The sequence below is a fragment of the Saccharospirillaceae bacterium genome, from assembly GCA_022448365.1.
In the GTDB taxonomy this organism is placed as follows: Bacteria; Pseudomonadota; Gammaproteobacteria; order Pseudomonadales; family Oceanobacteraceae; genus Bacterioplanoides.
Genome location: JAKVCS010000003.1, coordinates 231,962 through 255,298, shown reverse-complemented (window position 1 = coordinate 255,298; position 23,337 = coordinate 231,962). Strand labels below are relative to the sequence as shown.

Genomic DNA, 23,337 nt, shown 5'->3' with positions numbered 1-23,337 from the left:
GCGGCAGCTGGCTGAAACTCAAAATGCCGCCTTGCATAAAAACACCATTCGCTCTGTCGTGACCGGGTGATCGAAATCCAGTTCCCTTGCATGCAGGCATAGCCGTTTATTGGTGTGGTCGCGGCCAGTGGCGTATAACGAATCCCCAACAATAGGATGACCCAGTTGTTGCATATGGATCCTTAGTTGATGGGAACGGCCGGTTTTAGGAAGTAGTCTCACCCGGCAATATTCGCCTTCGTTCGATTGTTTCTGCCAGCGGGTTAGGGCATAACGGCCCTCAGTATGGCTGATCATCTGCAGCGGTCGGTTGGGCCAATCAACAATAATCGGCATGTTAATGCAGCCCCAATTACCTTTCACCTGACCATAGACCAGTGCTTCATAAACCTTTCGGGTTGTCTGTCGCTCAAATTGGCGCTGGATATTGGCCTGGGCAATCTTGTTGCGTGCGAAGACCAGGATGCCTGAGGTGTCCATGTCCAGTCGGTGTATTACCAGAATTGTTCCGAATTGCTGCTCCAGGCGACTGACTGCGCAATCTGGTTCGTATCGTCCCGGAACACTTAATAAGCCGGAAGGTTTGTTGATCACGACGATGTCGTCATCGAAGAACAGTACTTCTAAATCTGTCATTGTGGGAACTGATGTTGCTCCAGCAGTTGTTGGTATGTGCCATCTTGCTTGAGTTGTGCCAATCCGGTATTGAAGGCGTCAATCAAGGTTTTGCCATTTTTACTGGACTTTGGAATGGTGACATGGAGAGAGCGTGAGGCCAGTGTGCCGACTACCCGCATAAGATGCTCTGCGATATGTTTCTTATTGGTCAGTTCGGTGTCAGCAACCCAGTGATCGACCAATGCCAGGTCCAGATTCTTATTGGCGACATCGCGAAACAGCTGGGAGCAGTACTCTCTGACCTCTAGGTTGAACAGCGATTTCACCTGATCAAACTCTTTGCCGTAGGCAAAGTCATCAATGATTCCAAGGCGATAGCCTTTATTGGCAATTGATTGTTGCGCTTGTACAGCGCCCTGAAATTCAAACGGATCGTTGCTGCGTTTGATGAAGACTAATTTATTATCTACATAAGAGTCTGAGAAGTAGAGCGACTCAGCCCTCTCTGGGGTGTGCCAGGTAGCAATGGAACCATCGAGTTCTCCGTTAGCAGATTCTTCAACCACTCTTGACCAAGGCATAAATTCGATTGTGACTTGATAGCCGACACGCGTGAAGGCAGCAGTCACAATATCTGCTGCCAGGCCGTAGTTGGGCAGATGTTTACCCAGATACGGTCCCCACGCGTGTCCCCCGAGCTTTACCTGGGGGGCTTCGCTCTTGTATTCGTCAGCCAGCTTGGAAATAGCTTTTGCCAGCCCATCTTGTTCGATACTCATGCTGACCTGATCACGAAAGCTTTTGGTCAGGCTGACGCCTTCAATGATGACATCAAATACACGCCAGTTACCCTTCTTGAAGTAGAGTTTGTAGTCGACCCGGATATTCGCAGCCCCAATTCGCACGATCTGGCTTTTCAGCAGTGCCTGATTTCCCTTCTTGTTCAAACGGGATTCGTCGAAGCGAATCTCCTCACCATTAAAGGCCTTGAAGGCCCCGGCATACGTGCGGATGACCTTTTGTTTGAAGGCGGCCACGAAAGCTTTCTGCTGATCTTTGGATGCGCGACGCCAGTGCTTACCAAGAACGCGCTTGGACATATAAACGTGATCGACTACGGGTAGTAACAGTTCGTCGACCAGTTGTTCCACGTAATAATCCTGAGACTGAACCATCTGGCGGTCGGCAATCAGGCGTTCTGTCATTTGTTGAGATGCACTTTCCACCAGCTGGCGGGGAACATCCTGTTCGGCATGACTGACCAAGGCAAACAGGCTGGTAACTATCACCCAACCACAGAGCAGTGCCTTTTTCATAAAGTCCTCGTTATTGCTTTTACTTGTTGTCCGGGCACTATAGATAAGCTGTCTTGTCTTGCCAAGCCACTTTACTGCGACTTACTTAGCAAATTCTTAATCAACTTGGCGTGTTCAAGCTAATGGGCTGCAGCCAATGGTGAATCGTGACAGTGGCGATATAAAAAGAGCATCGTGTAACCTTGTCTGGTCACCAACGTTGTCATCGGCTGAGCGACCGTGGAAGCTGAGTTCCTACCGCTGCTTCGCCAGTCTCAGGCAATCGGGATACCACTCTGCAATGCACTGAGCTGTATTGGCGTTTTATCAGTGAGAATTGCAGCTTAATTTTGCGTCACAGGCCAAACAACGAAGTATCGACTTGCTTCAGCAGATCAAAATAGTCCCTGCTTATAGGGGTAGACTTTGAGTCAGCTAGCGTTTCGTTCAGGGCTTGCTGAATTTCCAACCAGTATTCCTGCAGTTCGTCAGAATGATCACTCAGAGACGCCAACTCCTGATAAAGGTCCTCAATATTGGCGCTCAGTAGCACAGTGTCATCACACTCAGGATCGAGAATGGCCTCAACCCCGGAGTACAGCGCAGAACAAACCAGTTCCGCAATACGATAAGCGAGATTGTCGTCTCCCGGTAAATCATTGCGCCAATCAGCAAATGCGGCATGAAATCGCTCCAGGTTTGCCAGTGACTTCAGCTCACCTTTGAGGTAGGCATCCAGTTTATTGCTGAGTTTTATAAAAGGAGCTGCGGGATACTCATTGCGCTCACACCAGAATTCCAGATGAGCGCGGTTGATTTTAGCAACCGCTGCACACCAGGCGGCTCGTTGCGTTGCATGTGTCATTAATACTACGGCAGTCATGGTTTGCGAATAATCCCGTTTTTAGCGAAGTGCTGAGTGCTGAAGAGTGCCGGCAGCGTCCAGGTACTGTCCGACGGCATGGAACCTTCGAGCCGTTCAATAAATTCATGCTGATTAGTCAGGCGAACAAAGCGCTGCTCACCGGCCAGATTATTTGCAAAGAAATCTTCCCAGTGGCCCAGGATAAAGTGTTGAGCCTCAGTGTTTGTAACGATTGATTCTGGGTAGTGATCCACTTGAGTGAAGGCTGCCGGACAGAGGATTGCGATATCAATTGCTTTGCCATCGGCCATTACGGGTACCAGGCCATCAGGCTCGCTGCTTGCCGCATCCTGATAGAAAATACGATGAGCAACGGTTTTATCGTCATCCAAAAAGTCGATAATAAATGCCAGGGTCTGGCCTTCTTTCCAGCCGAACGCATGCCATGGAAGATTACTCAATGGCTTGTCGTGATTACCTCCCATAAACTTGATGCCCATGATGTGCGGCGCGTGGCTGGCTTTGAGTGGCATGATGCGAACTTTACCACTAAGACTGTAGATCCATTCACCTTCGCGCTCGATGCTACCCATCTTGTCGTTAAGTGCGTGAACCCGCTCTTTCTTCATAACAGGAAGCAGAGTATTTGCCATGGTATTAGAACCATATACATGCGCTTTGCGCGCGTAGCGGTCCATTACGTAAGGCACATCGAGTAAATGATCATAATGTGCATGCCCCACCAGGATCATCTCAACATCGGAAACATCCGGAATAAATTTGTCCACTTTTTCTTCATTGACTGACATCGGGAAGAATGGCCCGGCAAACATGAAGTGGGGGTTGCTGAATGACGGGGCAGTCATTATGCGAGTACCTTTGTAGGACATAATGTGACCACCTACGCCAAGGTATTGGATTGATAAAGAATCATCCATTAGTGCTCTTGATTGGCTTGCATCTTCATAAGTTGGAAGTTGCAATTTGCTGGAGCATGCAGCGAGCATCATTATGGCCATCAATGATGCCATTTTAAATATTGAACGGATTGTCATGAGAACGACTTTTTAATTGTAATAAGATCGCAGATTGTACTCTGTGAGGTGGTTAAAGGACAATTAAGTGTTGCTGTTGTGGTATCTAACCTATTGTTTTTAATGGTCAAATATTGAATTCTCGGAATGAGGGTCGCTTTATTTTGGTCATCGTTAATATGCAGGCACAAATCCCCCAAAGTATGCTGTAAAGTCAGGTGAGGCGTTGATTTATTACGGTCAAAACAATCACTATTCATATCGGTGGTCACAACATACCGAAACAATACGCTACGAAGCCTAACCTGAGAGTATTGTTAATTGGTTGGAATTTGAACATATATACGCTAAGGTCAGGACAGTTTTGAGTTCTGATGGATATATTCATGATTCAGATAACGCTGAAACATACCGATAACATATTATTTAAAGGTGCTGTACTAGAAATTAGTCCTCTCGGTATAGACGTTCATATGCCGATGGATCAGACGGAGTGTTTTCGTGATGCGTCCGGGCGCTATATTCGTTTTGATCTTGAATTAAATCTTCGCCCTTATAAAAGCAAAGATCATATTTCCGGGCAGGGTACAATCCATTCAGTGCGACGTGTTTCCCAGGATCATTGCCATGTTTCTATTCGCTTTGCTAACCTCTCCCCGTCTGGTTATCACCAGATCGCGCATCATATCGCTTCAGACCAGATTGAAGTTGAATCTGAGCAATTGGTCGGGTGAATAGGCCCGCTGTTTAATCAGTCTGAGTAACCGAAAGCGCGAATGCTTGGTAATATCGCTTCTTCGGTAATCCTGTTGTCCCTTCTTGATATACGCGTCCTGCCGGTAGGTGGTAATAAACCGATTCGATTGAATTCTGGTAATGACTGATCATTTTCATGAGTAGCAGGAATGAATAATGGAAGAGGAGAATTCATTGCTCTTCGCAGAGTATCTTCGCCGCTGTTGAATACCAGATTTGCACGCATGGTAGGTGCCAGCAATTGAACTCTGGCGAGCTGCGTATTAGCCGATAATTTTGCAAGTGTTTGCAGTTGCACTTGGATGTGCGTCTTTTCTTCACCTAGATCAAGCAACAGTTCCTGTGCCTGGCTGTGAGATATCTTCTTTATAGAGCGGCCGTTGTTATACCAGCTGAAGCCAACCTTTGTGGGTTTCTGTGAAAGCAATGGAATGTGACGGTAGCTTTGCTTCAGGTGCACTCTCTGCAAGCCGGCAAAGGTCAGACTGGTTCGCAAGGATTGCGACTGCCTGCCAAGCTGATGCTGACGGGCAAGCCACTGCTCAGCATCCAGGCTTTGCTTTTCCTCATTGACTGCCAGGCGGAAGCAATCCTTTTGTTGGTTTATTTGCCCAATCAGATCGATGGTGCGCTCGTCAGCCAGAATAAGCCCATGACGTGTACGTGTTTCTCGACCATCTTGATTGTCTTGATACCACAGGTCAGATAACAAATCACAAGCGTGCTGCAATGTATCATCGCAGACTGTGCGTTCGTTATCTGATAGCGGAAAGTAATGATGTGGACGGTTATTGAGCAAATGAACCCTGAGTTGTGTCAGCAAGTTGGTAAGTTGACTGAACTCTTCAATAAGGTCGCTGATCAATGCGGGTCTCCGTTTACAGCGTCGCGTACCGCAAGTTTGGCGCGGATAAAATCACTGTGTGGTATGTAAAGCAGCTCAGATATCCGTCGAATCATATGCTCTTCATATTTATCAAGTCCGTCGCTGGCGTAAGCGACCCGCCAGAGGTTACTGAGCAATGTGAATTTTTCACCAGCGTCGCACTGAGAATGAATAACTTTGGTGAACTGCTGCAGGTCGTTTGATGCGTCAGTTAGCTCGATGGCTTCCTGCATCAAATGGGTCGCCTCTTCGAGAGACAATCCAAGTGAGCGTTGCAGTGCCACAACCAACGTGTGCTTTTCAATGTCATCAATTTCATGGTCAGCGCGCATAATTTCCACCAGTAACGCAGCGGATGCTAACGCCAGGCTGTGTTCACTGCGTTGTGGTTGCGGCTGTTTAAACAGTTCGAAAAGAGAATTAAGCATTCTTCGCAATCTGACTCAGTTTGTCTTCCAGCGCTTGCTGATCTGCTGCAAAACGGCGAATGCCATCAGACAGTTTCTCGCAAGCCATCGTGTCCTGATTCATTGCCCAGCGGAATTCGGCTTCACTCATGCTGACTTTTTCGGTTTGGACCGCGGTGTTATCGGGGGATAGCACCCGAGGCAGGGGGGTCAGGTCATTGCTGAGCTGCTCCAATAAGTCTGGGCTGATGGTTAATTTGTCGCAGCCAGCGAGTTGTTCTATTTCTCCGGTATTACGGAAACTGGCACCCATAACAACGGTCTTATAACCATGTTGCTTGTAATAGTTATAAATTTGAGAAACTGACTGAACGCCAGGATCATGACTACCTGAATAGTCTTGTTCCGGCTTGTTAGACTTGTACCAATCAAGGATACGGCCGACGAATGGCGAAATCAGGGTAACCCTCGCTTCCGCACAGGCAACGGCTTGGCTGAAGTTGAACAGCAATGTCAGGTTGCAATGAATACCCTCTGACTCAAGAATTCTGGCGGCCTGAATGCCTTCCCAGGTCGAGGCGATTTTAATCAGAATACGGTCTTTGCTGATGCCGGCATCGTGATACATCTGAATGATTTTACGGGCTTTGGCGATGGTGGCATCGCGATCGAATGATAAGCGTGCATCAACTTCGGTAGAGATTAATCCGGGAATGATATCCAGGATTTCACATCCAATGCTGACCGCAAGTTTATCGCTGGCGTTAGCAACCAGGGATTCAGAGTTTTTGCATTGGCTTGCCCATTCAATCGCTTCTCTCAGAAGAGGTTGATAGGCATCAAGCTGCGCAGCTTTAAGAATAAGAGATGGGTTAGTGGTGGCGTCGACGGGCTGGTGTTGGCGAATCGCTTCAATATCGCCGGTGTCAGCCACGACTATGGTCATATCTCTCAGGGCGTCCAGTTTGCTCATGCTATTTCCTGAATCCTGTGTTAATAAATAAAAAGACAAAGCTTAGATTCTCTTAAGCAGCGACTCAGGTCAATGCGTTTGCAAATCTCTTTGGTTAAAAAAAGTCAACTCAGACAATTACTTGGAGAAATATGATGAAAATGTTCAGTGCCCTTTTGGTTGTGCTTTTTAGTTTGGTTTCATGGGCAGGCGATCCGGTATGGATCGATGTGCGCAGTGCTGGGGAATTCTCTGGTGGTCACATTGAAGGTGCGCACAATATCCCTCACAGTGATATCGTTGAGGGGATTAAAGCACTCAAGCTTGATAAGGGCGCAGAGGTTTTGCTTTATTGTCGCTCAGGTCGTCGTGCCACGTTTGCTCTGGAGCAGCTGCAACAGCAGGGTTACACCAATGTTAAAAACATTGGTGGTTTTGAAGATGCACAGCGCTACGGTGGGCCGCTCTGATACGAAAAAGCAGCGCTGAGTCTATTCAACAAAGCTGAGTGCTGTTTCCATTACATCGATGCCGGATTCTTTTTTGAACGCATTTTCACTCAGGTGACGGCGGAACTGACGCGCACCTTTCATGCCGTTGAACAATCCCAGCATATGTCGGCTGATGTAATGCAGTGTGGCGCCATTGGTGAGTTGATCTTCAATGTAGGGATAGAAGTCACGTACTGCCTGGATACGATTTTCCAGAGAGTCAGCGTTCCCAATCGCTTCTTTATCGAAATAGCGCTCATCGGCCTGCATCAAAATGCCTGGGTTTTGGTAAGCCTCGCGGCCCAGCATGACTCCATCAACCTGTTTAAGATGTTCGTCACATTCTTCGTGAGTTTTAATGCCACCGTTAATAATGATTTCCAGCTCGGGAAATTCCTGCTTCAGCTGGTAAACCAGTGGGTATTGCAGTGGTGGAATGTCGCGGTTTTCTTTCGGTGAAAGCCCTTGAAGAATTGCTTTGCGCGCATGCACGGTGAACGATTTGCAGCCGGTTTCAGCGACGGTGGCAACGAAGTTGCGCATGTGTTCGTAACTGTCAATATCGTCGATGCCGATACGGTGCTTGATTGTTACTTCGATGTCGCATGCATCCTGCATTGCTTTAATGCAGTCGGCTACCAGCTGCGGATGGGCCATCAGGCATGCGCCAATCATGTTGTTTTGAACCCGGTCGCTGGGGCAGCCAACGTTCAGATTGACTTCGTCATAACCCCATTCTTCTGCAAATTTTGCACATTGAGCCAACTCATCCGGGTTCGAGCCGCCTAACTGCAGGGCGACCGGATGTTCGATATCGTTGTATTGCAGGAAGCGTTCGCGATTGCCATGAATCAAAGCTCCTGTGGTTACCATTTCGGTATACAACAGGGCTTCTTTGCTGAGTTGGCGCCAGAAAGCGCGGCAGTGTCTGTCGCTCCAGTCCATCATCGGAGCGGTGCTGAATCGGCGATTGACGGATTTTCGGGGTTTTCCAGCGTTCATGCGGGTTTTGGCCTGATCTTGGTTTGCGTGTTGTTGTGTCATTCTTAGGTATTTTCGGGTATTTTTGCGTTCAAGGTGCGACAAAAGAGCGACAATTTATGGTTGTTTAAAATGTCGCACTAAAAATGTCGCACCGGAGAAGAACAGATATGGCAACAATCCGCCCTCGCTCTAAAAAGGATGGCAGTGTCTCATATACGGCCGAAATTCGCATTAAGCGTGGGGGTAAGGTTGTCCATCGTGAGTCTAAGACTTGGCCGAAGAAAAGGTTGGCCGAGCAGTGGGCCGCTAAGCGAGAGGCGTTGTTAGCAGAGCCTGGTGTGTTGGATGGGCTGATTTCTGGTGCTGCCGAGGCTCAATCTTTAACCGTGGCTGAGTTGATACAGAAGTATATTGATGTTGTGAAGCCATTGAAGGACTGGGGGCGAACTAAGTCAGATACACTGGCTCAGATAAAAGGTTCTGAATTTGGCCAATTGATCGCTTCTGAAGTCGTCGCGGCTGACTTAATTGAGCACTGCAAGAATTGGGGGGCTGGCCCTTCGACAATGAATCAGCATTACTTGTATGTTAAAGGGGTGTTTGCTGTCTCTGCTGAGCTGCTGAGAGTGCCGGTTGATTACTCTCAAATCGAAATTGCTCAGCGTGTAATGTCGAAGCTCGGGATTATTGCGAAGTCTGATTATCGTGACCGCAGGCCAACTGTTGATGAGATGAGTCGCCTGGTTGAGCTGGCATTGAGGAAAGAGCGTAAGTCCAGTGAGGGGTGGGCTAAGCATCGTAGCGGTCTTATTCCGATTGCAAAAATTATGGTCTTTGCGATGTTCTCAGGTCGACGTCAGGCTGAAATAGTGCGCTTGAGACGGTCGCTTACGGATTATGAGAATCAAAGGGTTTTGGTTCCTGATATGAAGCATCCGACTAAGAAAATGGGTAACGATGTTTGGGTGTATGTTCCTGATGAAGCTTGGCGAGTGTTAATGAGTGTGCCGGTGATTGAGGGTGAAGATAGGTATTTTCCTGTTTATTCGAGATCGATTGGCGACCGCTTTAGGCGGTTGCTGAATGAGGCTGGTTTGTGGGATTCGGATGAGGGGGCAGATAACCTTCATTTTCATGATCTGAGGCATGAGGCGACCAGTTGGCTTTTTGAGCGTGATGGCTGGAGTGGCGAGCGCTGGGATATTCCCCGCGTTGCCTCTGTGACTGGTCATCAGAGTTGGGATTCGTTGCGCCGGTATACGCAAATGGAAAAGTCGAAGCCATACAATAAGTGGCTTGATTGGGAGTGGCTGGATAGGGTTTGTGAGTGTTAGTACTCCGTTATGTGTTTAAAGCTATTTGCCCATTCTTCAGCCTTGATTCTAAGGTCTGACATGTTGTCTACCTCGAAAAATTGGTCGCTGTCCCAGTCTCCGCAGTCCATAAATACGTGCCCTGTGCCGTCATCCTCTAGGTGAATGATTATGAATAGGCTATTCATAATCCATTCTTCCTCTGGGCAACCGCAGTCTTCGCTTGGGCGCTGGGTTAGCAGCTGGTTTCTGGTTTTCATTTCTTCTAGGTTGTCTTTTTTCGGGGTGATCATTACGCCACCCCGTTCATTTTCTGCCATTCCTTTCTAGCGGCTTCTGCGTTGTGATCTATGTACTCAGCCCAGTCAGTTGCGCGGCAGTAATAACCGGATTTCCCTGTTTTTTTGTAGAACGGTACTGGCAGGTCATAAGATGCTGCTTTGCGCTTTGCTTGGGGTAGTGCCATTCCGAAATGCTCTTCGCATAGCTGCTCAAGCTTGATTTCAGCAGCCTCAAATTCTGCCATTACCAGGTATAGGGTATTCATGCTGCCACCTCCACTTGATTTCTGATTTCAATATTGGCTTTTAGGATTGCTGCGGCCACCGGTGGCGACACGCTATTGCCAACCATGCGCACCTGATCCGCTTTTGTCAGAGGGTGTTTTTCACCATTGGCATCGATGTAGTGGTCATGGATATAACCAGGTAAAAATCCCTGCGCCTTAAATAGCTCTTCCGGGGTCAGCATTCGCATGCCGATATCGACGATGCGGTACAAGTCACCACGAACCACTACCAGGCCGAGACGGTCTTTTGTTGGGATTGTGTGCATCGGGTCGCGAACGTCAGCCCACTGGCCTCCCTCGCTGTAATACTTCACCAGAAACGCATTCACTAACGCATGGTGATCGGTCGTGGTGATGGTATCGGTTGGCGCATTCATCGGAATGCCTGAGCCGCTGTAATTGCCGCCGTAGTGCTTGGCTAAGAAGGCGGTGACCAGTGCTGATTTTCCAGCGCCTTGAGTCATGATAGTGCCAAGCGGGGCTTTAATATCGTTGCCAGTGCTGGTGCTGAACTGGCGCTCAATGTGCGCGGTTACCAGTGCAAATGTCCCGCCCTTGGTTTGTGCGGTGATCGTGCGCAGCGGTTCGTCTGCTGGCATGTTGCGCTGACTTGAGGCGTTGGCGCATTCGGTAATGAATGGCGCCACGCTTTCGGCTGGCAATACAAATGGATCAGCATTGTTAAATAGAAACTTTTCCATGCCGCGTGCAATACGCTTCAGGGTGTTTTCTGACAGTGGTTTTGTGCGTCCGAATATGGATTTAACCGGCACTGACCAGTCAATGCATTCAGCGGCTGTGATGTAGGGCTGCTGCTTTCCGCTCTGTACGCCAATCGAATCTGGTTTGCCGTGCGTAGCTTCTGGCCAGACCACCGGGTAACCGTCACAACGTGCAACCATAAAGAAACGTTTACGGGTTGTGGGTGCCCCGAAATCACAGGCGCGTAACTCACGAAAGTCGATAACATAGCCCAAGCCAGCAGCCAGCTTTTGGGCTTTGGCGCTGCCGACTTCCAGCTTCAGGAATTCCAAGCACTCCAGATAGCCCGGGTGGCTTTCTTCGATGCCGGTGGTGATGATTTTGCAGAAGGCATCGAAAGTTTCTCCGGCTCGCTCTTTGATTGCATGGCCGTCAGCATCCAGCGGCCCCCAGGTGCGAAACTCTTCGACGTTCTCTATCGGCACGATTTCGGGGCGAACTTCCAGCATCCAGCGAATTGCTACCCAGGCTAGGCCGCGAATTTCTTTGTTCTTCGGTTTACCGCCACGGGCCTTGCTGTGGTGTGTGCAGTCAGGAGAAAACCAAGCAGCTTCTACTGCACGACCCACAGCTACCGCGAGGGGATCGACATCCCATACTGACTCAATGTAATGGTCGGTGTTTGGGTGGTTAGCGTAGTGCATCCCCAAGGCTTTTTCGTTGTGGTTGATGGCTGCGTCAACCGGGCGACCAAAAGCCATTTCCATTCCGAGTGATGCGCCGCCACCGCCTGCGAAGTTATCGATCAGGAGCTTTTCCGGCATGTGCAATTGCTGCTGGCCGGGTTGTGCGTTAAATACGTGCATTATGCCGCAGCCCCCAGTGCCTTGCGGATATCCTCAACGGTATCGATTGGCACCATGTCAGTGGATTTAACCGGGGCTTTGATGAACTCGCCAGCTTCTGGCAGCAGCTCCAGCAAGCGGGTGTCTGTTTTTTGAGGCATGATGACCGCTTCCAGCTGCCGCATTTTTTCATCGCCACGCTTTTGGAAGTCATTCATTTTGCTGCGTAGAGCTTTGTATTCATCCCACAACGGGTGTTCTTTACTCATGCGAACATTACCGCCGTGTTGAATCTGACGGATGCTCAAGTAATGGGAGAGTGTTGCATCAACCCATCCATACCTTCCGGCAATCTTCACCTTGTTGTTTCTGCTGGTGAAGAATTCAATGATCGGGTATGGAATGTACTGTCCTCGGCCATTTTGCGTTTTTTCTATCAGGGATGGCTCTGCACCGTAGCTGAAGCAGCGTTCCAATTCTTCTTTACTGAGCTTCTCTTTCAGCATGTCGTTAAACACTTTATGCTCGGCATCGAAGGCTTTGATTAAAAACGCATCGGCCTCTGCGCAAATGGCTTCGCCTTTTGCTTTGAGAATTTTTTTTCCCAGGCCGATGATGATTTTCTGTTTCACGGTTTTGTTTAATTGCATGGTCTTTGTCCTGTCCTAAATTCCGGTTTAATTAATCCACTGAGATATAATCTTCGTGTGTGATCTTGTGCAGATCCGGGAATCTGGTTCCGGTGCAGTACAGCTTGTACAGGTAGCCAATAACCCCATAAGTGTGCGTAGCTCCGCCAAGATCTGCAGTGATGTGACGCCCGGAATCATCCTCGATGTAACCGATGTACCACTCGTTTTTATTCGAGTGATCAAAGAAGGTGACCTTGAAGTGATCTTTAACTATTAACTCAATAACTGAGTCGTTTCGCTTGTTCCACTCAATAGGAAGGTAAGGCCCGTCTTCAAACTCAACCCCCTCGCTTTCGTGATCGAAATATCGTCCGACTTCACCGAGGAATTCACCTGGTTTGATTTGTTTCGGAACTGGCTGGAGTATTTGTTCCAGATTTTCTTTGAGGTTTTCGACTGCTGCTTCATTTAGCTTCTGCTCAACCAGGGCCAGCACCTGGTTGTTAATGAAGTGCGAGTATTCAGGGAACGATACTTTCTCAATCGCATTACTGAGAGATGTTTCGAGCTTCGCTTTTACCGCTTTTCCGAATTCGCTGTATTCACGAAGGCTGCTATCCAGAATCCCCTTAACGGAGCTCTCCAGCTGGTTGTCGATCAGCTCTTGAATCTTCCCGGAATCAACCATGTGATTCATGCGCTCGGTGATTGCATTGTTAAGTTCTTGCATTGTTTTATTCCTGTCCTATGTCCTGAATTTGCCCGGCGTTTTGCAGCATCATGCCGCCATCCCGGTGCCGGAACCGGGTTGTGCGTTAAATACATGAATCATGCGGCCTCCGACTTTCTGAATCGGTTGGCGCGACCTTTTGCCCGACGGCTCTGTTCAGCTGTGGTGACCGACTGATTATTGAATTTCGGATCGGTTGCTTTGTTCCATGCCGGGGATTGAGTCGCTTTTATCCGGGCAGAGTGACGTCTGGCCATTTCGAGCTTTTCAAGAGTGTCGTATGAGTTAAAGCCGTCGGGACCATAAGGCAGCTCTTTAATCTGACCGCCTTTTGCAAGAAATTCTGCGGTGTCTTTGGCGAGCTTTTGGCGCTGTTCTTCTGGTTTCATTTCGCGTATGTCGGTGGTCATGATGTTGCTCCTACTAGTTCAAATCCTTGTCCTTTGCGCTTGATTACCTGGCGTAGTTCAAGTTCGTGAAAAATGTGTTTCAGGTGTTCGTGACGTAGTTTTGTTCCGTCGTATTCCTGTCCTAAGAAATTGCGAATCGATGGCTTTTGGCCGTGATTCAATATCTGCTCTTGCAGCCAGTCAGTTGCCGGGATTAGGTCTGAAATATCGCTGGTGTTAATTGCGGCTGTTTCAGGTGTTGCGGCCCGTGCTGCTGCGGGTTCTGGCTGTTCGGTTGTCAACTGTTTCGCTGTGTTGTTATCCGTTGCAGACTGTTGCTGTAACAGTTGTGCAACGGCTGAAAAGCAGATGATTGGGCAGGCGTCTACGATGATTGCCAGTGCCAGCCAAAGAACCCAGCGGAGATGACCTAAGCTGTTTCCAAGTGCCTGACCTGCATTGGTTGCAGTGCCTTTGTGTTGGCTTAATTCGCGGCTGAGCTGGTCGCGCTGTTCTGTTTTGTTGTCGATTTTGATCTGGGTGCGATTGGCGCGGGCGCGGTAGTTGTTGGCGATGTCGGCGCGGGCGCTTTGCTGCAGGTTCTGAATGTCTGCGGTCAGGTCTGCAATTTGTTGTTGTTTGGTGGTATAGCTGTAATCGGTCGTCAGGCTGTTGGTGTGCTGTGCCTGATAGCGTGATTCAAGCCAGCCGACGGTTGCGGCGATGCTTGATATCAGCAGTATGCCGGTGAGGTTTCTCATTCCGTTTCGGGTTGCTGGCTTGAGTGCTTGGCTTTTGCTGGCTGCGGCAAACAGGTACATGCAGGCTACAGAGGCCACTGCAGTAATAGCTGCAATGGCACTGTCGGTAGTGGTTGTTGCGTAGCTGCACCACAAAATAACGGATGCGGCGGCGCTCACGAGTGCGAACGCCAAGCCGGTGATGGTCAGCAGGCCGATCATGATGCATTCTCCGCGCTGACTGCCGGTGTCTCTTCCGCGCTTTGTCGATATACCGGGTTGCTGTATTCGCTGGCTGGTACATCGCAGATTGATACTGGGAAAAAGTGGTTTCCCTCTGGCATTACGTCGCCTGGTTCTACCGTGTCGTTCGGTGCCAGTTTGCGCAGAATAATTTTGCTCGGCGCTTCGATTGGGGCTTCTGTGCGGTGTGTCATGCGGCTTTCTCCTGTCTGGTTTCGGTGGGGCGAGAAATCCATTCTGGGATGCCGTTGCCTTTGAAGTCGTTTCTCGCTGGCATGATCACTAGCAGGGCGTTGATGTCCCGATAGTCGAAGCGGTAAATACAGCTGTATTTGTGGCTTTCTTCCGGTTTGTCGCCGGTACCAAATACCGTGATGTATTGGGATTTTTTGGGGATGCCTAGAGCGTCAGCAATTTTTGGTAGGTTGCTTAGGTATTTAGCGTTTAGCGATGTTGGTGCAGCAGTGGGTAGGGTCTCTTGCGGGATGACTCGTTGGTAGTTTGGGAAAATTTCGTCGATTACCTTAAGTGGCTCAATTGCTGGAAGGTTTTCTGTAGTGAGTGTTTCGAATTGGCCGGGTTCGAAGGTTTCATCCATCTGTCGGTGGGTTACGTATGCCAAGCGGCCGTCGAGTTCAACATATCTGTTGGTGGCGATTGGGCGGGCTTGTCGTTTGCATTCGGCTATGAAGTGCGGGGAAAACTGTACGATTGCTTTCTCGGAAATGGTGCTGTTTTCGTCGTATGCAATGAATAGAGTGTGGCCGTTGGTGCTCACGACTGTTACGCCTCCATTAGGATGGGGGTCGATAAGCATTCCATGAAGTGCGGGGCGAAAATCCTTGTTGTCGGCCTGCGAGTAGGATGCGGCGGCTATTAGGTTGGCGCTTATGGCGCCTGTGAGATGGTGATTGTTCATTTTTTGCTCCTGGTCTTTATTGGTTTGAAAGTTGTGCGCCGTCCCTGGCGCTTATCACTAGGGTGCGTGATTCGGTTCGAGCTGCTTTTTGATATGGTTCATTGGGCTTGATCTGGGCCACTGTTCGGCGTGTATCCAGTCGAGCAGCTTCTTTAATTCGGCGTTGTCTTCGTCGCGTAAAGCTGTGCTGGTCATGATCAGCGTGTTGTCGTTAGCGAGATATGTGTCTTGCGGTCTTGTAAAAATCTGAACTCCGGTACCGTCTCGCAGGCAGATCAAGTCGCTTTCAGCACTTCTCTGTACTGTCCAGGTGCGGCTCGCAATGCTGAATACTTGGCGCTTGCTCATGCTGTTTCTCCCTGTTGCGCAGGCTGTTTCGAAACGGTTGCAACGGTTACTAATACTGCGTTTCCGTCCTGAACTACGGCGGTGCAGTTGGTCTGTTGCATCAGCTGTTTCAGCGTTGCAGGGGAGGCTGCAACGGTTGGGTGGATCAGGATCATGGTCTCTCCATGTACTTATTGAGTACATATTGCATGTGCCTGAAAAGTACATATCAAATATGTACGTGTCAAGTACATATTTTGAATTAGCTGCTGCTGATAGAATTGTGGCTACCTAATATGGAGATATGGATATGAATAGGTTTATGTTGGTTTGGATGATGATTTTGCTCAGTGGGTGCTCTATACAGCAGATGATGTCTGATGCATATGATGTGAAAGGTGGGCCGGGTTATGTGGAGCGAAATATCTCAGAATTCGATGATGTAGTTACAGTGAAAATGGAGCCAGCCTATCTGACAATGGATTACAGCTACTTTAAGGTGGGAGTTTACAGGTCTTCAAGAATGAAGCCTGGTGAGGTTTGGCTGGAAGCACAACTTAAGGGGGCGGTTAACTTCGATTTTGACTTGCCGATGAAGGCAAGGTTGGGTTCTGAGATGTTGGTCTTTAAGCCTGTATCCAGGAGTGATTCCGGCTCCGTTAGTAATCATTACGTGCATTCTTCAGGGCCGTTTTCTATTCCCGTAGATATGGGGCTTGTTACTAGGAAGTACTTTCGCGCTTCTGTGAGTGATCTCAAAAAATTGGCGAAATCAAAAAATCCAATATTCCGGGTCTTCACATTTGATGGGTATGTTGAGGAGAAGGCAGGGCCTGCGGATAACTATGCTTCCTCTTTCGAGGCGTATCCACATGCTTGGTTTACCGGGGGAATTCCTAGGTTCTTGGCTATGGCTGGGCTGTAGATCCGATCCAGCAGCCAATCACGAGGCCGATAACTTCAAAGTCTTGCTGTGGGACCATTGGGTATCGAATATTCAGCGGTTCCAAGCCTCTCACTGTTTCATTGTCTACCAAGCGCTTGAAGCCTACTACGCCTGATTCACTTAAGCGGAATACCACTAAGTCACCGTTTTGGGCTTCTGCAGCGCGCTCTGGATCAACAAAAATGATGCTGCCTTCTGGGTAGCTCGGCCCCATGGTGGCTTGCATGGTGTTGTCGTGTACTTTGGCAGCGTAGGTTTGTGGGCTGTGCTCAACCGGGCAGGGCATTTTAAATAGCGGCTGATCGTAGCCAGTTTCAATGTCTCTCAGGTGGAAAACTGGTATTTCTTGAGGCGCCCCATAGACCGCTGATTCTTCCGCTACTTTGTTTGTTTCAGCCCAGTCTTGATCGATCCAGCCTTTAGGTTTAAAGAATGAGGCTTCTATATGCCTGGCTAAGTCTTCACCGATTTGAGTGGTCCAGTTTTTACCAATTATGCGACTGACTTGTGTTGGCTCCCTTCCGATTTTGCGTGCAAACGCTGCATTTGACCCTTCTTCTTTTGCGAGAAGCCTGGCGTTCTGGCGTCTGATTTCATCGTTGGTTTTAAATTCAGGCATATCTTCGATTTGTGCAATATCATTCGTCTGATTCTCCCATGTTGTACTTTTCCCGCACATTGTTCTTGCAAGTATATTATTCGCTGTTATCGTATGTACTTCCGAAGTACATGGTAAAAGACTATGACTAAGAAAGATTTCTGGCGAAAGATGAAGCCCAAAGAGAGAGATGCGTTTGCGGAAAGCGTTAGCTCGACCACTGGGCATCTGAGACAAGTGTTTATGTATGACCGCCGGACTAGTGCTGATTTGGCTCGGGATTTGTTCAATGCAACTGGGGGAGTTATCGGTGCGCATGAGTTTTGTCCTGGTGCTTTTTCAGAGGCTGATCGGCTTGATATCAAGTCTGACAATAACGCCGCTTGATCTCTACGTTTGATTTGAAATGGATTAAATCTATGACTAAGAAACATTCATTAACAATTGAGCAGGCGCTGTATCACTCTGTTACAGATTATCCCGGCGGTGCTGAAGCGATGGCGGCAATATTCGGCTGGAATGCTCAGGTGTTACGCAACAGTCTGAATCTTCATCAGCCTGCGCATAAACCAAATCTGATGCACCTGAAGGGTATTCTTGAGGCGACCAAAGATGAGCGCATTCTTGATGCAGTGGGTGCCCTGGCGGATGGTTTGTTTGTTCCGGTTGGCTCTGTCGATTGTGAATTGCCAGATGATCAGATTCTTTCTGACCTCTTGAATACGGTCGATGCGGTATCGAAATACTCTGAGGTTGTTCGTAAGAGTGTTGCAGATAACAAGGTGAATTGTGATGAGTGGCTGGATCTGCAGATTGGCGCTCAGGAAGCGATTCGCAAAATATTTGTTGTGTTGAAGCGTTGCGAGCAAATGCGGGAGGTTTCCTGATGGATTGCACGGTTGAGCAGGTTGAAAAGGCTCTGGTGTATATCAGTCCAGATGAAGCTCGTGACGATTGGGTTCTGGTTGGTATGGCGCTGAAGAATGAGTTTGGCGCAGCTGGCTTTGGTATGTTTGATCGCTGGTCTCAGGGGTCGGATAAGTACAAGGCGGCTGATGTTAAGTCCACCTGGAAGTCGATCAAGGCGGGTGGCGGTACCGGCATTGGTACGTTGTTTAAAAAAGCCAAAGATGCCGGATTTGATTTAAAAACTGAGCAGCGGGACCCAGAGGCAGAGCGTCGTTATCGTCAGGAGCTGGCAGAACGTAAGGCTAAGCGTGAGAAAGATTTCGCAGAAGAACAGGCTTGGCGTGAGCGTATGGCTGCTGTTGTTGCAACGGCCAGTCAGTTTTTGATTGCTGAGTTGGCAAGTCATGAGGCGGCTCCGTGTCAGTATCTGGAAGATAAGCAGGTTCGGGCTTTTGGGGTTTATGTTGCCGCTCGTTCGGTTCTGATGGTGGTTGATGATAAGAATGAGTGCTATCAGTTGCTGACTGGTGAGGCGTCCATCAAGGCTTTCTTTAGTTCTGGTGCTGCCAAATTTGAGCATATTTCTGTGCGTAATATTAAGCGTGGATGCCTGGTGATTCCTCTGTTTGATGGTCAGGACATTTGTAATGTTCAGATCATATTTCCCAATAAAAAATCGTTTCCACGTCACGGTCGTAAATCCGGTGCGTTTCACATGATTGGGTTTGATGAATGCATTCCGGCCGTTATCTGCATTGGTGAGGGTTACGCGACGATGGCCAGTGTTTATATGGCGACGGGTTATCCGTGCATTGTTGGGTTTGATGCCGGCAACCTGGTGGCTATTTCTAAATTGCTGCGCCAGTGGTGGCCTGATTCGGTTCTTGTCTTCTGTGGTGATAACGATACGGCAACAGATGGCAATCCGGGTTTAACTAAGGCTCGGCAGGCTGCTGCTAATTGTGGCGGTATTGCGGTTGTTCCTGATTTTAATGGTTGTGGTCAGGAGGTTGTAAATGGCTAGTGTTGATACGGATTTTAATGACTTGCATCTGAGTGCTGGTCTCTGTGAGGTTAAAACACAGGTTGAAGCTGCGATTGCGAAGGCGCAACTGGAAGCGGCCGCTCCGTCTGTTGGTGAAGTAGTGCCTGATGTGCCTGACTACTTTGATGAACCTCCCGCGCCCTCCGATGTTGGCGACGGTTTTTCAGGTGGGGTGGTGTTTGAGAATGGCCGATACAGCGCAGATACACTACTGGCTAACTTTTCGTATATCTACAATACCGATACTTGCTGGGACAACATTACCAGACAGCAGATGAAATTGAGTCACCTGAATCACTTGGTTGGCAAGGACCGCTATAAAGACTGGAATGAATCCCGAATGAGAAAAACCGTTAAAGAGTTGGTTTTTGAGCCGGGTAAAGATTGTGGTCCTGACGTTGTTAATTTGTATGAAGGCTGGGGAGTAGAGCCTTCGTTTGTTGGTGAGTCGGGCTGTCGGCGTATTTTAGATCATGTAATGCGACTGGCTAAGGGTGAAAAAAAAGTGGCCGACTTTATGCTCAACTGGCTGGCTTACCCTCTACAAAACCCCGGCGCCAAGATGGCAACTAGTTGCGTTATTTTTGGTTCTGAAGGCACAGGTAAATCGATTCTCTATGATGGATTTATGGGGAAAATCTATGGCGCGCACACGATCACCATCGGGCAGGCTCAGTTGGAAAGTTCGTTTACTGAGTGGCAGAGCAAAAAATTATTTGCGGTGGCGGAAGAGGTTGTTGCACGGACTGAACGGAATCACTACAAAGGCTTGCTTAAGCACCTGGTGACCGGGCGGGAGCTTTTGATTGACCAGAAGCATATGCCATTACGCAGAGAATCGAATCATTTGAACTTTGTGTTTCTGTCGAACAGTAGCGTTCCTTTGGAACTTGATCTGGGTGACCGGCGTTATCTGGTTTTGTATTCCGACGAAGTGCCGAACCCTCAGTATTTTAAAGATCTGTTTGCTGAGGCTGACAATGGTGGGGTAGAGGCGTTTTTTGGGTATTTGTTGAAGCGCGATTTAACTGGTTTTGATCAGCATAGTAAGCCGCCGATGACAGAGGCAAAAGATGAGTTGATTGGCTCCAGTATGACTTCACCTCAGTATTTCCATCGTCAGTGGAGCCGTGGCGAATTGGATTGGCCGTATACCTGTGCAGCAACAGGGGATTTATTTCAGGCATTTAAACATTGGTGTGAAGAGAATAATGAGTTCAGGCGTAATGAGCGCTTCTTTGCCCAGGAGTTGAAGCGGGTGATGAAGCCTCAGAGGCTGAACATTAATTATCCGACTGAAAAAGATCCGGTGCGGACGGTTAGGGTTTGGGTTCGGGATGATGACCCTACGCCACTGAAAGAAGATGAGTCGATTAATAAGTTTATTGGACGCTGTTGTCGGAATTTTAAATTGGCTTTGACTCAGGCCAATGTAATTCGGGAGGAAACGCCGTGATTTGTGACGCTATGACGCTTTGTATGACGCATGTTATGACGCTTTGCGGCCAGCTGTAATGCGGCTATGACACTTATGACGCTTTATCCCGCGCATGTATACGCGCGCACATACAAATATTATTTTATGTGTCATAAGCGTCATAGTGTCATAAATAGAAGTAACCCTTTGTTTTAATTAAAAAAAATTTATGACGCTTAATATGACGCTTTATTTTTAAGTGTCATAGGGAGGAAATATGGCGGGTTTGAATAAATTCCAGAAAGAATTGGTTGTTTCCAAGCTCAACCTCTGGGCGCGCTGGTGTCCTGATGCAGGGGTTGGATATCCGCGTAGTGCTGCTGGATTTTCTACATTTATCAGTGGCAGTCGTCGAGACTCGGCAATTGAGCTTATTGATTCAGAGGCTCAGCAGGTTGATCGCTGTGTCGCTGCTCTGCCTGATGAAGAGAAAACCGTGATAAAAATTATTTACCTAGGAACCCCTGATGCAACAAAGGAGCAACTGGCTCGTAAGTTAAATATGTCTCCATCCAAGTTTTATCGACGTCGAGACTCTGCGTTAACTATGATTTATGCAAAAATGTTCCCGGTAGTTCTGGAGGCTTAGAAATTAATTGAAACCACGTTTGCAAAAAAGTCTTGCAAACGTGAGAGAAATCAGGAAAATGCAACCTAGTTTCAGAAAACGCGCTCGTAACAAATTGAAGATTTAAAAAGAACCCGGCCATTGTGACGGGTTTTTTTATGCCTGCGTTTTATTCCACGGTGCGTGAAGGTCTTGCCCCGGTTCGCCGGGGATTTTTTATTTAGGTGATTAATTATGGAACCAGTGGTTGTTCTTTATCGGGGTGAAAGCTCTGATGAGGGGACTATTGGCCGTTGGTTTGTTAATTGGTTGCCGTTTTGCTATTCGCTAGAACTACCTGATCGAAACAATGAGCCGAATTATTCACGGATACCGGCAGGTAAATATCGTTGCGTTTGGCATTGGTCGCCGCGTTTTGGTTGGGTTTATCTCGTTACTGGTGTACCTGGCCGGACGTTTATTCTGACTCATGCTGCTAATTGGGCGGGTGATCGGAAGAAAGGTTTTAAATCTGATTTATATGGCTGTATTGCTCTGGGTAGTCGTACTGGTCGCTTATCTGGTCAGCGAGCGATTCTCGCCAGTCGTTTGGCTGTAAATAAGTTCTTTCGCTTTATGAATAAGCGACCGTTTGATCTGATTATTGTGGATGGTGATAAATGATTGAGTCGTTGTTGTCTGGTGGTGTTGTCGGGCTGTTTGGTTCATTGGCGAGTAATGTTGTTGGTTATTTCAAATCTAAGCAGGAGCATCGTCAGCAGCTGGATGTTAAGCGTTTAGATGCTGAGCTGGCAGAGTCGGATCATCGTTGTGCGTTGGAGCAGATTAAGGCTGAGGCAGAATTTAAAGGCGAGCAATTGCAAATTGAATCTGAGAAAGTGATTGATGTTGCAGCACATCAGACTTTGATTGCCTCATACGAAAACGATAAGGCATACCACGGTAATTCAAAGCTGTTGCTGATCGCTGAATTCGTTCGAAAGATTACCCGACCAGCTCTGACATTCCTGTTGGTGTTCTTCACCATCGGTATTTATTTTACTGTTGATTCAGTACTGCAGGATCTGGTTGTTCGTTCTGTAATTGCGATGACGGCAACGGTGGTGTCCTGGTGGTTTGCTGATCGTCAGATTGCCAAGCAGATCGGAAACAAAGTTTTATGACTGCAGCAGTGGAGAAGCAGCAAATGGATCTGCTGGACCGGCGGCTGGGTAGCATCGAGAGTAAGCTGGATCGTTTAATTCGTATCGAGGAACGACAGAATACTCATGATGATTCTCTGAAACGTGCGTTTGAGCGGTTAGAAAAATGTGAAGACCGTTTGCGCGAATTGGAAATCAATGATGGTCGCTCGGAGGTGCGAACAACTCAGAACTCTGGCGTCATTACGACCATTGTTTCAGCTATTGTTTCAGTAGGAGTTGGCCTTGTTATTTGGACATTCCGTGGCAATTAGGCGCGGGTCCTTCTGGCAATTGATGGCATACGACGGAGATAGGCGCGGATTTTTTGCAGAGACGAGAATTGCAGGGGGGTTGACACAACATGGCTGATATTCAGTTAACGGATGAAGCAACTCAATCTGGTTTTGCTCGGCTTGTTGGTGTTTCTCGTCAGGCTATTAACAAGCTTTATGAAAAAGGCGATTTTCCAGAAGGTGGCGACTATCACACGTGGTTGACGATTTATGTTGACCGCCTCCGTGAGAATGCGGCGGGCCGTGGTGGTGACAGTCAGGCAACGCTGACTCAGATGCGAATTATGGAAGCGCAGGAAAACGTTGCGGAGAAGCGTCAGCGTCGTTTAGCTGCGGCTGGTGAGTTAATGGATCGTGAAACGGTTTTTTCCTGGGTTACCGAGTCTGGCGCAAACATTCAGGGCTTTATGTTGGATGCGGGTGAAACAATTTTTGAATCGGTATCTGAAAAGTATTCGATTGAATTAGAGGCTGATGATGTTTTTGGACCAATCCGAACTGCCCTCAGACACGCAGGAGAAGCTGGACAGGAACTTGCTGGCCGTTTCGCTGGCTTGGCTCAAGAGTCTTCTGCCGAGCTTGCCGATTCCGACGGGCTTGTGGGGTGAGAGCAAATTTCGC

At 48.3% G+C, this 23,337-nt stretch carries 32 protein-coding genes; 12 read left to right on the top strand and 20 right to left on the bottom strand.

The features are described from left to right. Positions 1-18 precede the first annotated feature (18 nt). The 4 genes from MK185_04885 to MK185_04870 form a co-directional block, all read right to left on the bottom strand. Positions 19-636 (bottom strand): RluA family pseudouridine synthase, encoded by a 618-nt coding sequence (locus tag MK185_04885; protein MCH2039945.1) that lies wholly within the window; start codon positions 634-636, stop codon positions 19-21. After that, positions 633-1,934: an ABC transporter substrate-binding protein gene (locus tag MK185_04880; GenBank protein MCH2039944.1), complete on the bottom strand. Its 1,302-nt coding sequence runs from the start codon at positions 1,932-1,934 to the stop codon at positions 633-635. Before MK185_04880 ends, MK185_04885 begins: the two co-directional genes overlap by 4 nt. Before the next feature lie 334 nt (positions 1,935-2,268). Beyond that, on the bottom strand, positions 2,269-2,796 hold the full coding sequence (locus MK185_04875) for a hypothetical protein (protein MCH2039943.1): 528 nt from the start codon (positions 2,794-2,796) through the stop codon (positions 2,269-2,271). Further along, on the bottom strand, positions 2,793-3,716 hold the full coding sequence (locus MK185_04870) for a hypothetical protein (GenBank protein MCH2039942.1): 924 nt from the start codon (positions 3,714-3,716) through the stop codon (positions 2,793-2,795). The genes MK185_04875 and MK185_04870 overlap by 4 nt, the downstream gene beginning before the upstream one ends. Positions 3,717-4,198: 482 nt before the next feature. Here MK185_04870 and MK185_04865 point away from each other — a divergent pair, with 482 nt between their 5' ends. Beyond that, on the top strand, positions 4,199-4,546 hold the full coding sequence (locus MK185_04865; protein MCH2039941.1) for a hypothetical protein: 348 nt from the start codon (positions 4,199-4,201) through the stop codon (positions 4,544-4,546). 17 nt (positions 4,547-4,563) lie between these two features. On the opposite strand, the gene MK185_04860 is transcribed toward MK185_04865, so the two are convergent. The 3 genes from MK185_04860 to tal are packed head-to-tail and all read right to left on the bottom strand — an operon-like array spanning position 4,564 to position 6,834. Continuing rightward, positions 4,564-5,433: a DNA replication terminus site-binding protein gene (locus MK185_04860; protein ID MCH2039940.1), complete on the bottom strand. Its 870-nt coding sequence runs from the start codon at positions 5,431-5,433 to the stop codon at positions 4,564-4,566. Further along, entirely contained in the window at positions 5,430-5,882 is a 453-nt protein-coding gene (locus MK185_04855; protein ID MCH2039939.1) for a TerB family tellurite resistance protein, read from the bottom strand. The genes MK185_04860 and MK185_04855 overlap by 4 nt, the downstream gene beginning before the upstream one ends. After that, positions 5,875-6,834, bottom strand: coding sequence for a transaldolase (gene tal / locus MK185_04850; protein MCH2039938.1), 960 nt, complete (start codon positions 6,832-6,834; stop codon positions 5,875-5,877). Before tal ends, MK185_04855 begins: the two co-directional genes overlap by 8 nt. A 134-nt stretch (positions 6,835-6,968) precedes the next feature. Here tal and MK185_04845 point away from each other — a divergent pair, with 134 nt between their 5' ends. Beyond that, the gene (locus tag MK185_04845; GenBank protein MCH2039937.1) at positions 6,969-7,283 is read left to right on the top strand and encodes a rhodanese-like domain-containing protein; all 315 of its coding nucleotides are present in this window, start codon (positions 6,969-6,971) and stop codon (positions 7,281-7,283) included. Between the two features lie 21 nt (positions 7,284-7,304). On the opposite strand, the gene dusA is transcribed toward MK185_04845, so the two are convergent. Further along, the gene (dusA, locus tag MK185_04840; GenBank protein MCH2039936.1) at positions 7,305-8,306 is read right to left on the bottom strand and encodes a tRNA dihydrouridine(20/20a) synthase DusA; all 1,002 of its coding nucleotides are present in this window, start codon (positions 8,304-8,306) and stop codon (positions 7,305-7,307) included. Between the two features lie 149 nt (positions 8,307-8,455). Here dusA and MK185_04835 point away from each other — a divergent pair, with 149 nt between their 5' ends. Continuing rightward, positions 8,456-9,622 (top strand): tyrosine-type recombinase/integrase, encoded by a 1,167-nt coding sequence (locus tag MK185_04835; GenBank protein MCH2039935.1) that lies wholly within the window; start codon positions 8,456-8,458, stop codon positions 9,620-9,622. On the opposite strand, the gene MK185_04830 is transcribed toward MK185_04835, so the two are convergent. From MK185_04830 to MK185_04780, 11 genes are all read right to left on the bottom strand, one after another. Next, positions 9,619-9,894: a hypothetical protein gene (locus MK185_04830; GenBank protein ID MCH2039934.1), complete on the bottom strand. Its 276-nt coding sequence runs from the start codon at positions 9,892-9,894 to the stop codon at positions 9,619-9,621. The genes MK185_04835 and MK185_04830 overlap by 4 nt on opposite strands. After that, the gene (locus MK185_04825) at positions 9,894-10,148 is read right to left on the bottom strand and encodes a pyocin activator PrtN family protein (GenBank protein ID MCH2039933.1); all 255 of its coding nucleotides are present in this window, start codon (positions 10,146-10,148) and stop codon (positions 9,894-9,896) included. The genes MK185_04830 and MK185_04825 overlap by 1 nt, the downstream gene beginning before the upstream one ends. Next, entirely contained in the window at positions 10,145-11,737 is a 1,593-nt protein-coding gene (locus tag MK185_04820) for a DNA cytosine methyltransferase (protein ID MCH2039932.1), read from the bottom strand. The genes MK185_04825 and MK185_04820 overlap by 4 nt, the downstream gene beginning before the upstream one ends. Next, entirely contained in the window at positions 11,737-12,366 is a 630-nt protein-coding gene (locus MK185_04815; protein MCH2039931.1) for a hypothetical protein, read from the bottom strand. Before MK185_04815 ends, MK185_04820 begins: the two co-directional genes overlap by 1 nt. A 31-nt stretch (positions 12,367-12,397) precedes the next feature. Continuing rightward, positions 12,398-13,078, bottom strand: coding sequence for a hypothetical protein (locus MK185_04810; protein MCH2039930.1), 681 nt, complete (start codon positions 13,076-13,078; stop codon positions 12,398-12,400). 98 nt (positions 13,079-13,176) lie between these two features. Then, the gene (locus MK185_04805) at positions 13,177-13,488 is read right to left on the bottom strand and encodes a hypothetical protein (protein ID MCH2039929.1); all 312 of its coding nucleotides are present in this window, start codon (positions 13,486-13,488) and stop codon (positions 13,177-13,179) included. Beyond that, positions 13,485-14,429 (bottom strand): hypothetical protein, encoded by a 945-nt coding sequence (locus MK185_04800; GenBank protein ID MCH2039928.1) that lies wholly within the window; start codon positions 14,427-14,429, stop codon positions 13,485-13,487. The genes MK185_04805 and MK185_04800 overlap by 4 nt, the downstream gene beginning before the upstream one ends. Beyond that, positions 14,426-14,644: a hypothetical protein gene (locus MK185_04795; GenBank protein ID MCH2039927.1), complete on the bottom strand. Its 219-nt coding sequence runs from the start codon at positions 14,642-14,644 to the stop codon at positions 14,426-14,428. Before MK185_04795 ends, MK185_04800 begins: the two co-directional genes overlap by 4 nt. Beyond that, positions 14,641-15,369, bottom strand: coding sequence for a hypothetical protein (locus tag MK185_04790; protein ID MCH2039926.1), 729 nt, complete (start codon positions 15,367-15,369; stop codon positions 14,641-14,643). Before MK185_04790 ends, MK185_04795 begins: the two co-directional genes overlap by 4 nt. Positions 15,370-15,426: 57 nt before the next feature. Next, complete coding sequence (locus MK185_04785) at positions 15,427-15,717, bottom strand: hypothetical protein (protein MCH2039925.1); 291 nt, start codon at positions 15,715-15,717, stop codon at positions 15,427-15,429. Continuing rightward, positions 15,714-15,872 (bottom strand): hypothetical protein, encoded by a 159-nt coding sequence (locus MK185_04780; GenBank protein MCH2039924.1) that lies wholly within the window; start codon positions 15,870-15,872, stop codon positions 15,714-15,716. Before MK185_04780 ends, MK185_04785 begins: the two co-directional genes overlap by 4 nt. 134 nt (positions 15,873-16,006) lie before the next feature. On the opposite strand from MK185_04780, the gene MK185_04775 reads away from it, so the two are divergent. Then, complete coding sequence (locus MK185_04775) at positions 16,007-16,621, top strand: hypothetical protein (protein MCH2039923.1); 615 nt, start codon at positions 16,007-16,009, stop codon at positions 16,619-16,621. Here the strand turns inward: MK185_04775 and MK185_04770 are convergent. Beyond that, entirely contained in the window at positions 16,605-17,558 is a 954-nt protein-coding gene (locus MK185_04770; protein MCH2039922.1) for a hypothetical protein, read from the bottom strand. The two genes, MK185_04775 and MK185_04770, sit on opposite strands and share 17 nt — an antisense overlap. Before the next feature lie 101 nt (positions 17,559-17,659). On the opposite strand from MK185_04770, the gene MK185_04765 reads away from it, so the two are divergent. The 8 genes from MK185_04765 to MK185_04730 all read left to right on the top strand — a co-directional run bounded on the left by MK185_04765 (position 17,660) and on the right by MK185_04730 (position 23,324). Continuing rightward, positions 17,660-18,127 carry a phage regulatory CII family protein gene (locus tag MK185_04765; protein MCH2039921.1) on the top strand — a complete coding sequence of 156 codons (468 nt, stop codon included), beginning with the start codon at positions 17,660-17,662 and terminating at the stop codon, positions 18,125-18,127. Continuing rightward, positions 18,127-19,173 (top strand): PriCT-2 domain-containing protein, encoded by a 1,047-nt coding sequence (locus MK185_04760; protein MCH2039920.1) that lies wholly within the window; start codon positions 18,127-18,129, stop codon positions 19,171-19,173. Before MK185_04765 ends, MK185_04760 begins: the two co-directional genes overlap by 1 nt. Continuing rightward, positions 19,166-20,650 carry a DUF5906 domain-containing protein gene (locus MK185_04755; GenBank protein MCH2039919.1) on the top strand — a complete coding sequence of 495 codons (1,485 nt, stop codon included), beginning with the start codon at positions 19,166-19,168 and terminating at the stop codon, positions 20,648-20,650. The genes MK185_04760 and MK185_04755 overlap by 8 nt, the downstream gene beginning before the upstream one ends. Positions 20,651-20,897: 247 nt before the next feature. After that, positions 20,898-21,260: a hypothetical protein gene (locus MK185_04750; GenBank protein MCH2039918.1), complete on the top strand. Its 363-nt coding sequence runs from the start codon at positions 20,898-20,900 to the stop codon at positions 21,258-21,260. Positions 21,261-21,473: 213 nt separating this feature from the next. Then, positions 21,474-21,902 (top strand): DUF5675 family protein, encoded by a 429-nt coding sequence (locus tag MK185_04745; GenBank protein ID MCH2039917.1) that lies wholly within the window; start codon positions 21,474-21,476, stop codon positions 21,900-21,902. After that, positions 21,899-22,402: a hypothetical protein gene (locus MK185_04740; protein MCH2039916.1), complete on the top strand. Its 504-nt coding sequence runs from the start codon at positions 21,899-21,901 to the stop codon at positions 22,400-22,402. The genes MK185_04745 and MK185_04740 overlap by 4 nt, the downstream gene beginning before the upstream one ends. Continuing rightward, positions 22,399-22,695 carry a hypothetical protein gene (locus MK185_04735; GenBank protein MCH2039915.1) on the top strand — a complete coding sequence of 99 codons (297 nt, stop codon included), beginning with the start codon at positions 22,399-22,401 and terminating at the stop codon, positions 22,693-22,695. The genes MK185_04740 and MK185_04735 overlap by 4 nt, the downstream gene beginning before the upstream one ends. Before the next feature lie 89 nt (positions 22,696-22,784). Continuing rightward, positions 22,785-23,324, top strand: a complete 540-nt coding sequence (locus tag MK185_04730) for a hypothetical protein (protein ID MCH2039914.1) — start codon at positions 22,785-22,787, stop codon at positions 23,322-23,324. The last annotated feature ends 13 nt before the right edge of the window (positions 23,325-23,337 follow it).

Excerpts from the sequence above, each read along its gene's own strand:
- MK185_04885 (MCH2039945.1), bottom strand. The coding sequence starts at position 636 with ATGACAGATTTAGAAGTACTGTTCTTCGATGACGACATCGTCGTGATC.
- MK185_04880 (MCH2039944.1), bottom strand. The coding sequence starts at position 1,934 with ATGAAAAAGGCACTGCTCTGTGGTTGGGTGATAGTTACCAGCCTGTTT.
- MK185_04875 (MCH2039943.1), bottom strand. The coding sequence starts at position 2,796 with ATGACTGCCGTAGTATTAATGACACATGCAACGCAACGAGCCGCCTGG.
- MK185_04870 (MCH2039942.1), bottom strand. The coding sequence starts at position 3,716 with ATGGATGATTCTTTATCAATCCAATACCTTGGCGTAGGTGGTCACATT.
- MK185_04865 (MCH2039941.1), top strand. The coding sequence starts at position 4,199 with ATGATTCAGATAACGCTGAAACATACCGATAACATATTATTTAAAGGT.
- MK185_04855 (MCH2039939.1), bottom strand. The coding sequence starts at position 5,882 with ATGCTTAATTCTCTTTTCGAACTGTTTAAACAGCCGCAACCACAACGC.
- tal (MCH2039938.1), bottom strand. The coding sequence starts at position 6,834 with ATGAGCAAACTGGACGCCCTGAGAGATATGACCATAGTCGTGGCTGAC.
- MK185_04845 (MCH2039937.1), top strand. The coding sequence starts at position 6,969 with ATGAAAATGTTCAGTGCCCTTTTGGTTGTGCTTTTTAGTTTGGTTTCA.
- dusA (MCH2039936.1), bottom strand. The coding sequence starts at position 8,306 with ATGAACGCTGGAAAACCCCGAAAATCCGTCAATCGCCGATTCAGCACC.
- MK185_04835 (MCH2039935.1), top strand. The coding sequence starts at position 8,456 with ATGGCAACAATCCGCCCTCGCTCTAAAAAGGATGGCAGTGTCTCATAT.
- MK185_04830 (MCH2039934.1), bottom strand. The coding sequence starts at position 9,894 with ATGATCACCCCGAAAAAAGACAACCTAGAAGAAATGAAAACCAGAAAC.
- MK185_04825 (MCH2039933.1), bottom strand. The coding sequence starts at position 10,148 with ATGAATACCCTATACCTGGTAATGGCAGAATTTGAGGCTGCTGAAATC.
- MK185_04820 (MCH2039932.1), bottom strand. The coding sequence starts at position 11,737 with ATGCACGTATTTAACGCACAACCCGGCCAGCAGCAATTGCACATGCCG.
- MK185_04815 (MCH2039931.1), bottom strand. The coding sequence starts at position 12,366 with ATGCAATTAAACAAAACCGTGAAACAGAAAATCATCATCGGCCTGGGA.
- MK185_04810 (MCH2039930.1), bottom strand. The coding sequence starts at position 13,078 with ATGCAAGAACTTAACAATGCAATCACCGAGCGCATGAATCACATGGTT.
- MK185_04805 (MCH2039929.1), bottom strand. The coding sequence starts at position 13,488 with ATGACCACCGACATACGCGAAATGAAACCAGAAGAACAGCGCCAAAAG.
- MK185_04800 (MCH2039928.1), bottom strand. The coding sequence starts at position 14,429 with ATGATCGGCCTGCTGACCATCACCGGCTTGGCGTTCGCACTCGTGAGC.
- MK185_04795 (MCH2039927.1), bottom strand. The coding sequence starts at position 14,644 with ATGACACACCGCACAGAAGCCCCAATCGAAGCGCCGAGCAAAATTATT.
- MK185_04790 (MCH2039926.1), bottom strand. The coding sequence starts at position 15,369 with ATGAACAATCACCATCTCACAGGCGCCATAAGCGCCAACCTAATAGCC.
- MK185_04785 (MCH2039925.1), bottom strand. The coding sequence starts at position 15,717 with ATGAGCAAGCGCCAAGTATTCAGCATTGCGAGCCGCACCTGGACAGTA.
- MK185_04780 (MCH2039924.1), bottom strand. The coding sequence starts at position 15,872 with ATGATCCTGATCCACCCAACCGTTGCAGCCTCCCCTGCAACGCTGAAA.
- MK185_04775 (MCH2039923.1), top strand. The coding sequence starts at position 16,007 with ATGAATAGGTTTATGTTGGTTTGGATGATGATTTTGCTCAGTGGGTGC.
- MK185_04770 (MCH2039922.1), bottom strand. The coding sequence starts at position 17,558 with ATGCGCACCGATAACTCCCCCAGTTGCATTGAACAAATCCCGAGCCAA.
- MK185_04765 (MCH2039921.1), top strand. The coding sequence starts at position 17,660 with ATGACTAAGAAACATTCATTAACAATTGAGCAGGCGCTGTATCACTCT.
- MK185_04760 (MCH2039920.1), top strand. The coding sequence starts at position 18,127 with ATGGATTGCACGGTTGAGCAGGTTGAAAAGGCTCTGGTGTATATCAGT.
- MK185_04755 (MCH2039919.1), top strand. The coding sequence starts at position 19,166 with ATGGCTAGTGTTGATACGGATTTTAATGACTTGCATCTGAGTGCTGGT.
- MK185_04745 (MCH2039917.1), top strand. The coding sequence starts at position 21,474 with ATGGAACCAGTGGTTGTTCTTTATCGGGGTGAAAGCTCTGATGAGGGG.
- MK185_04740 (MCH2039916.1), top strand. The coding sequence starts at position 21,899 with ATGATTGAGTCGTTGTTGTCTGGTGGTGTTGTCGGGCTGTTTGGTTCA.
- MK185_04735 (MCH2039915.1), top strand. The coding sequence starts at position 22,399 with ATGACTGCAGCAGTGGAGAAGCAGCAAATGGATCTGCTGGACCGGCGG.
- MK185_04730 (MCH2039914.1), top strand. The coding sequence starts at position 22,785 with ATGGCTGATATTCAGTTAACGGATGAAGCAACTCAATCTGGTTTTGCT.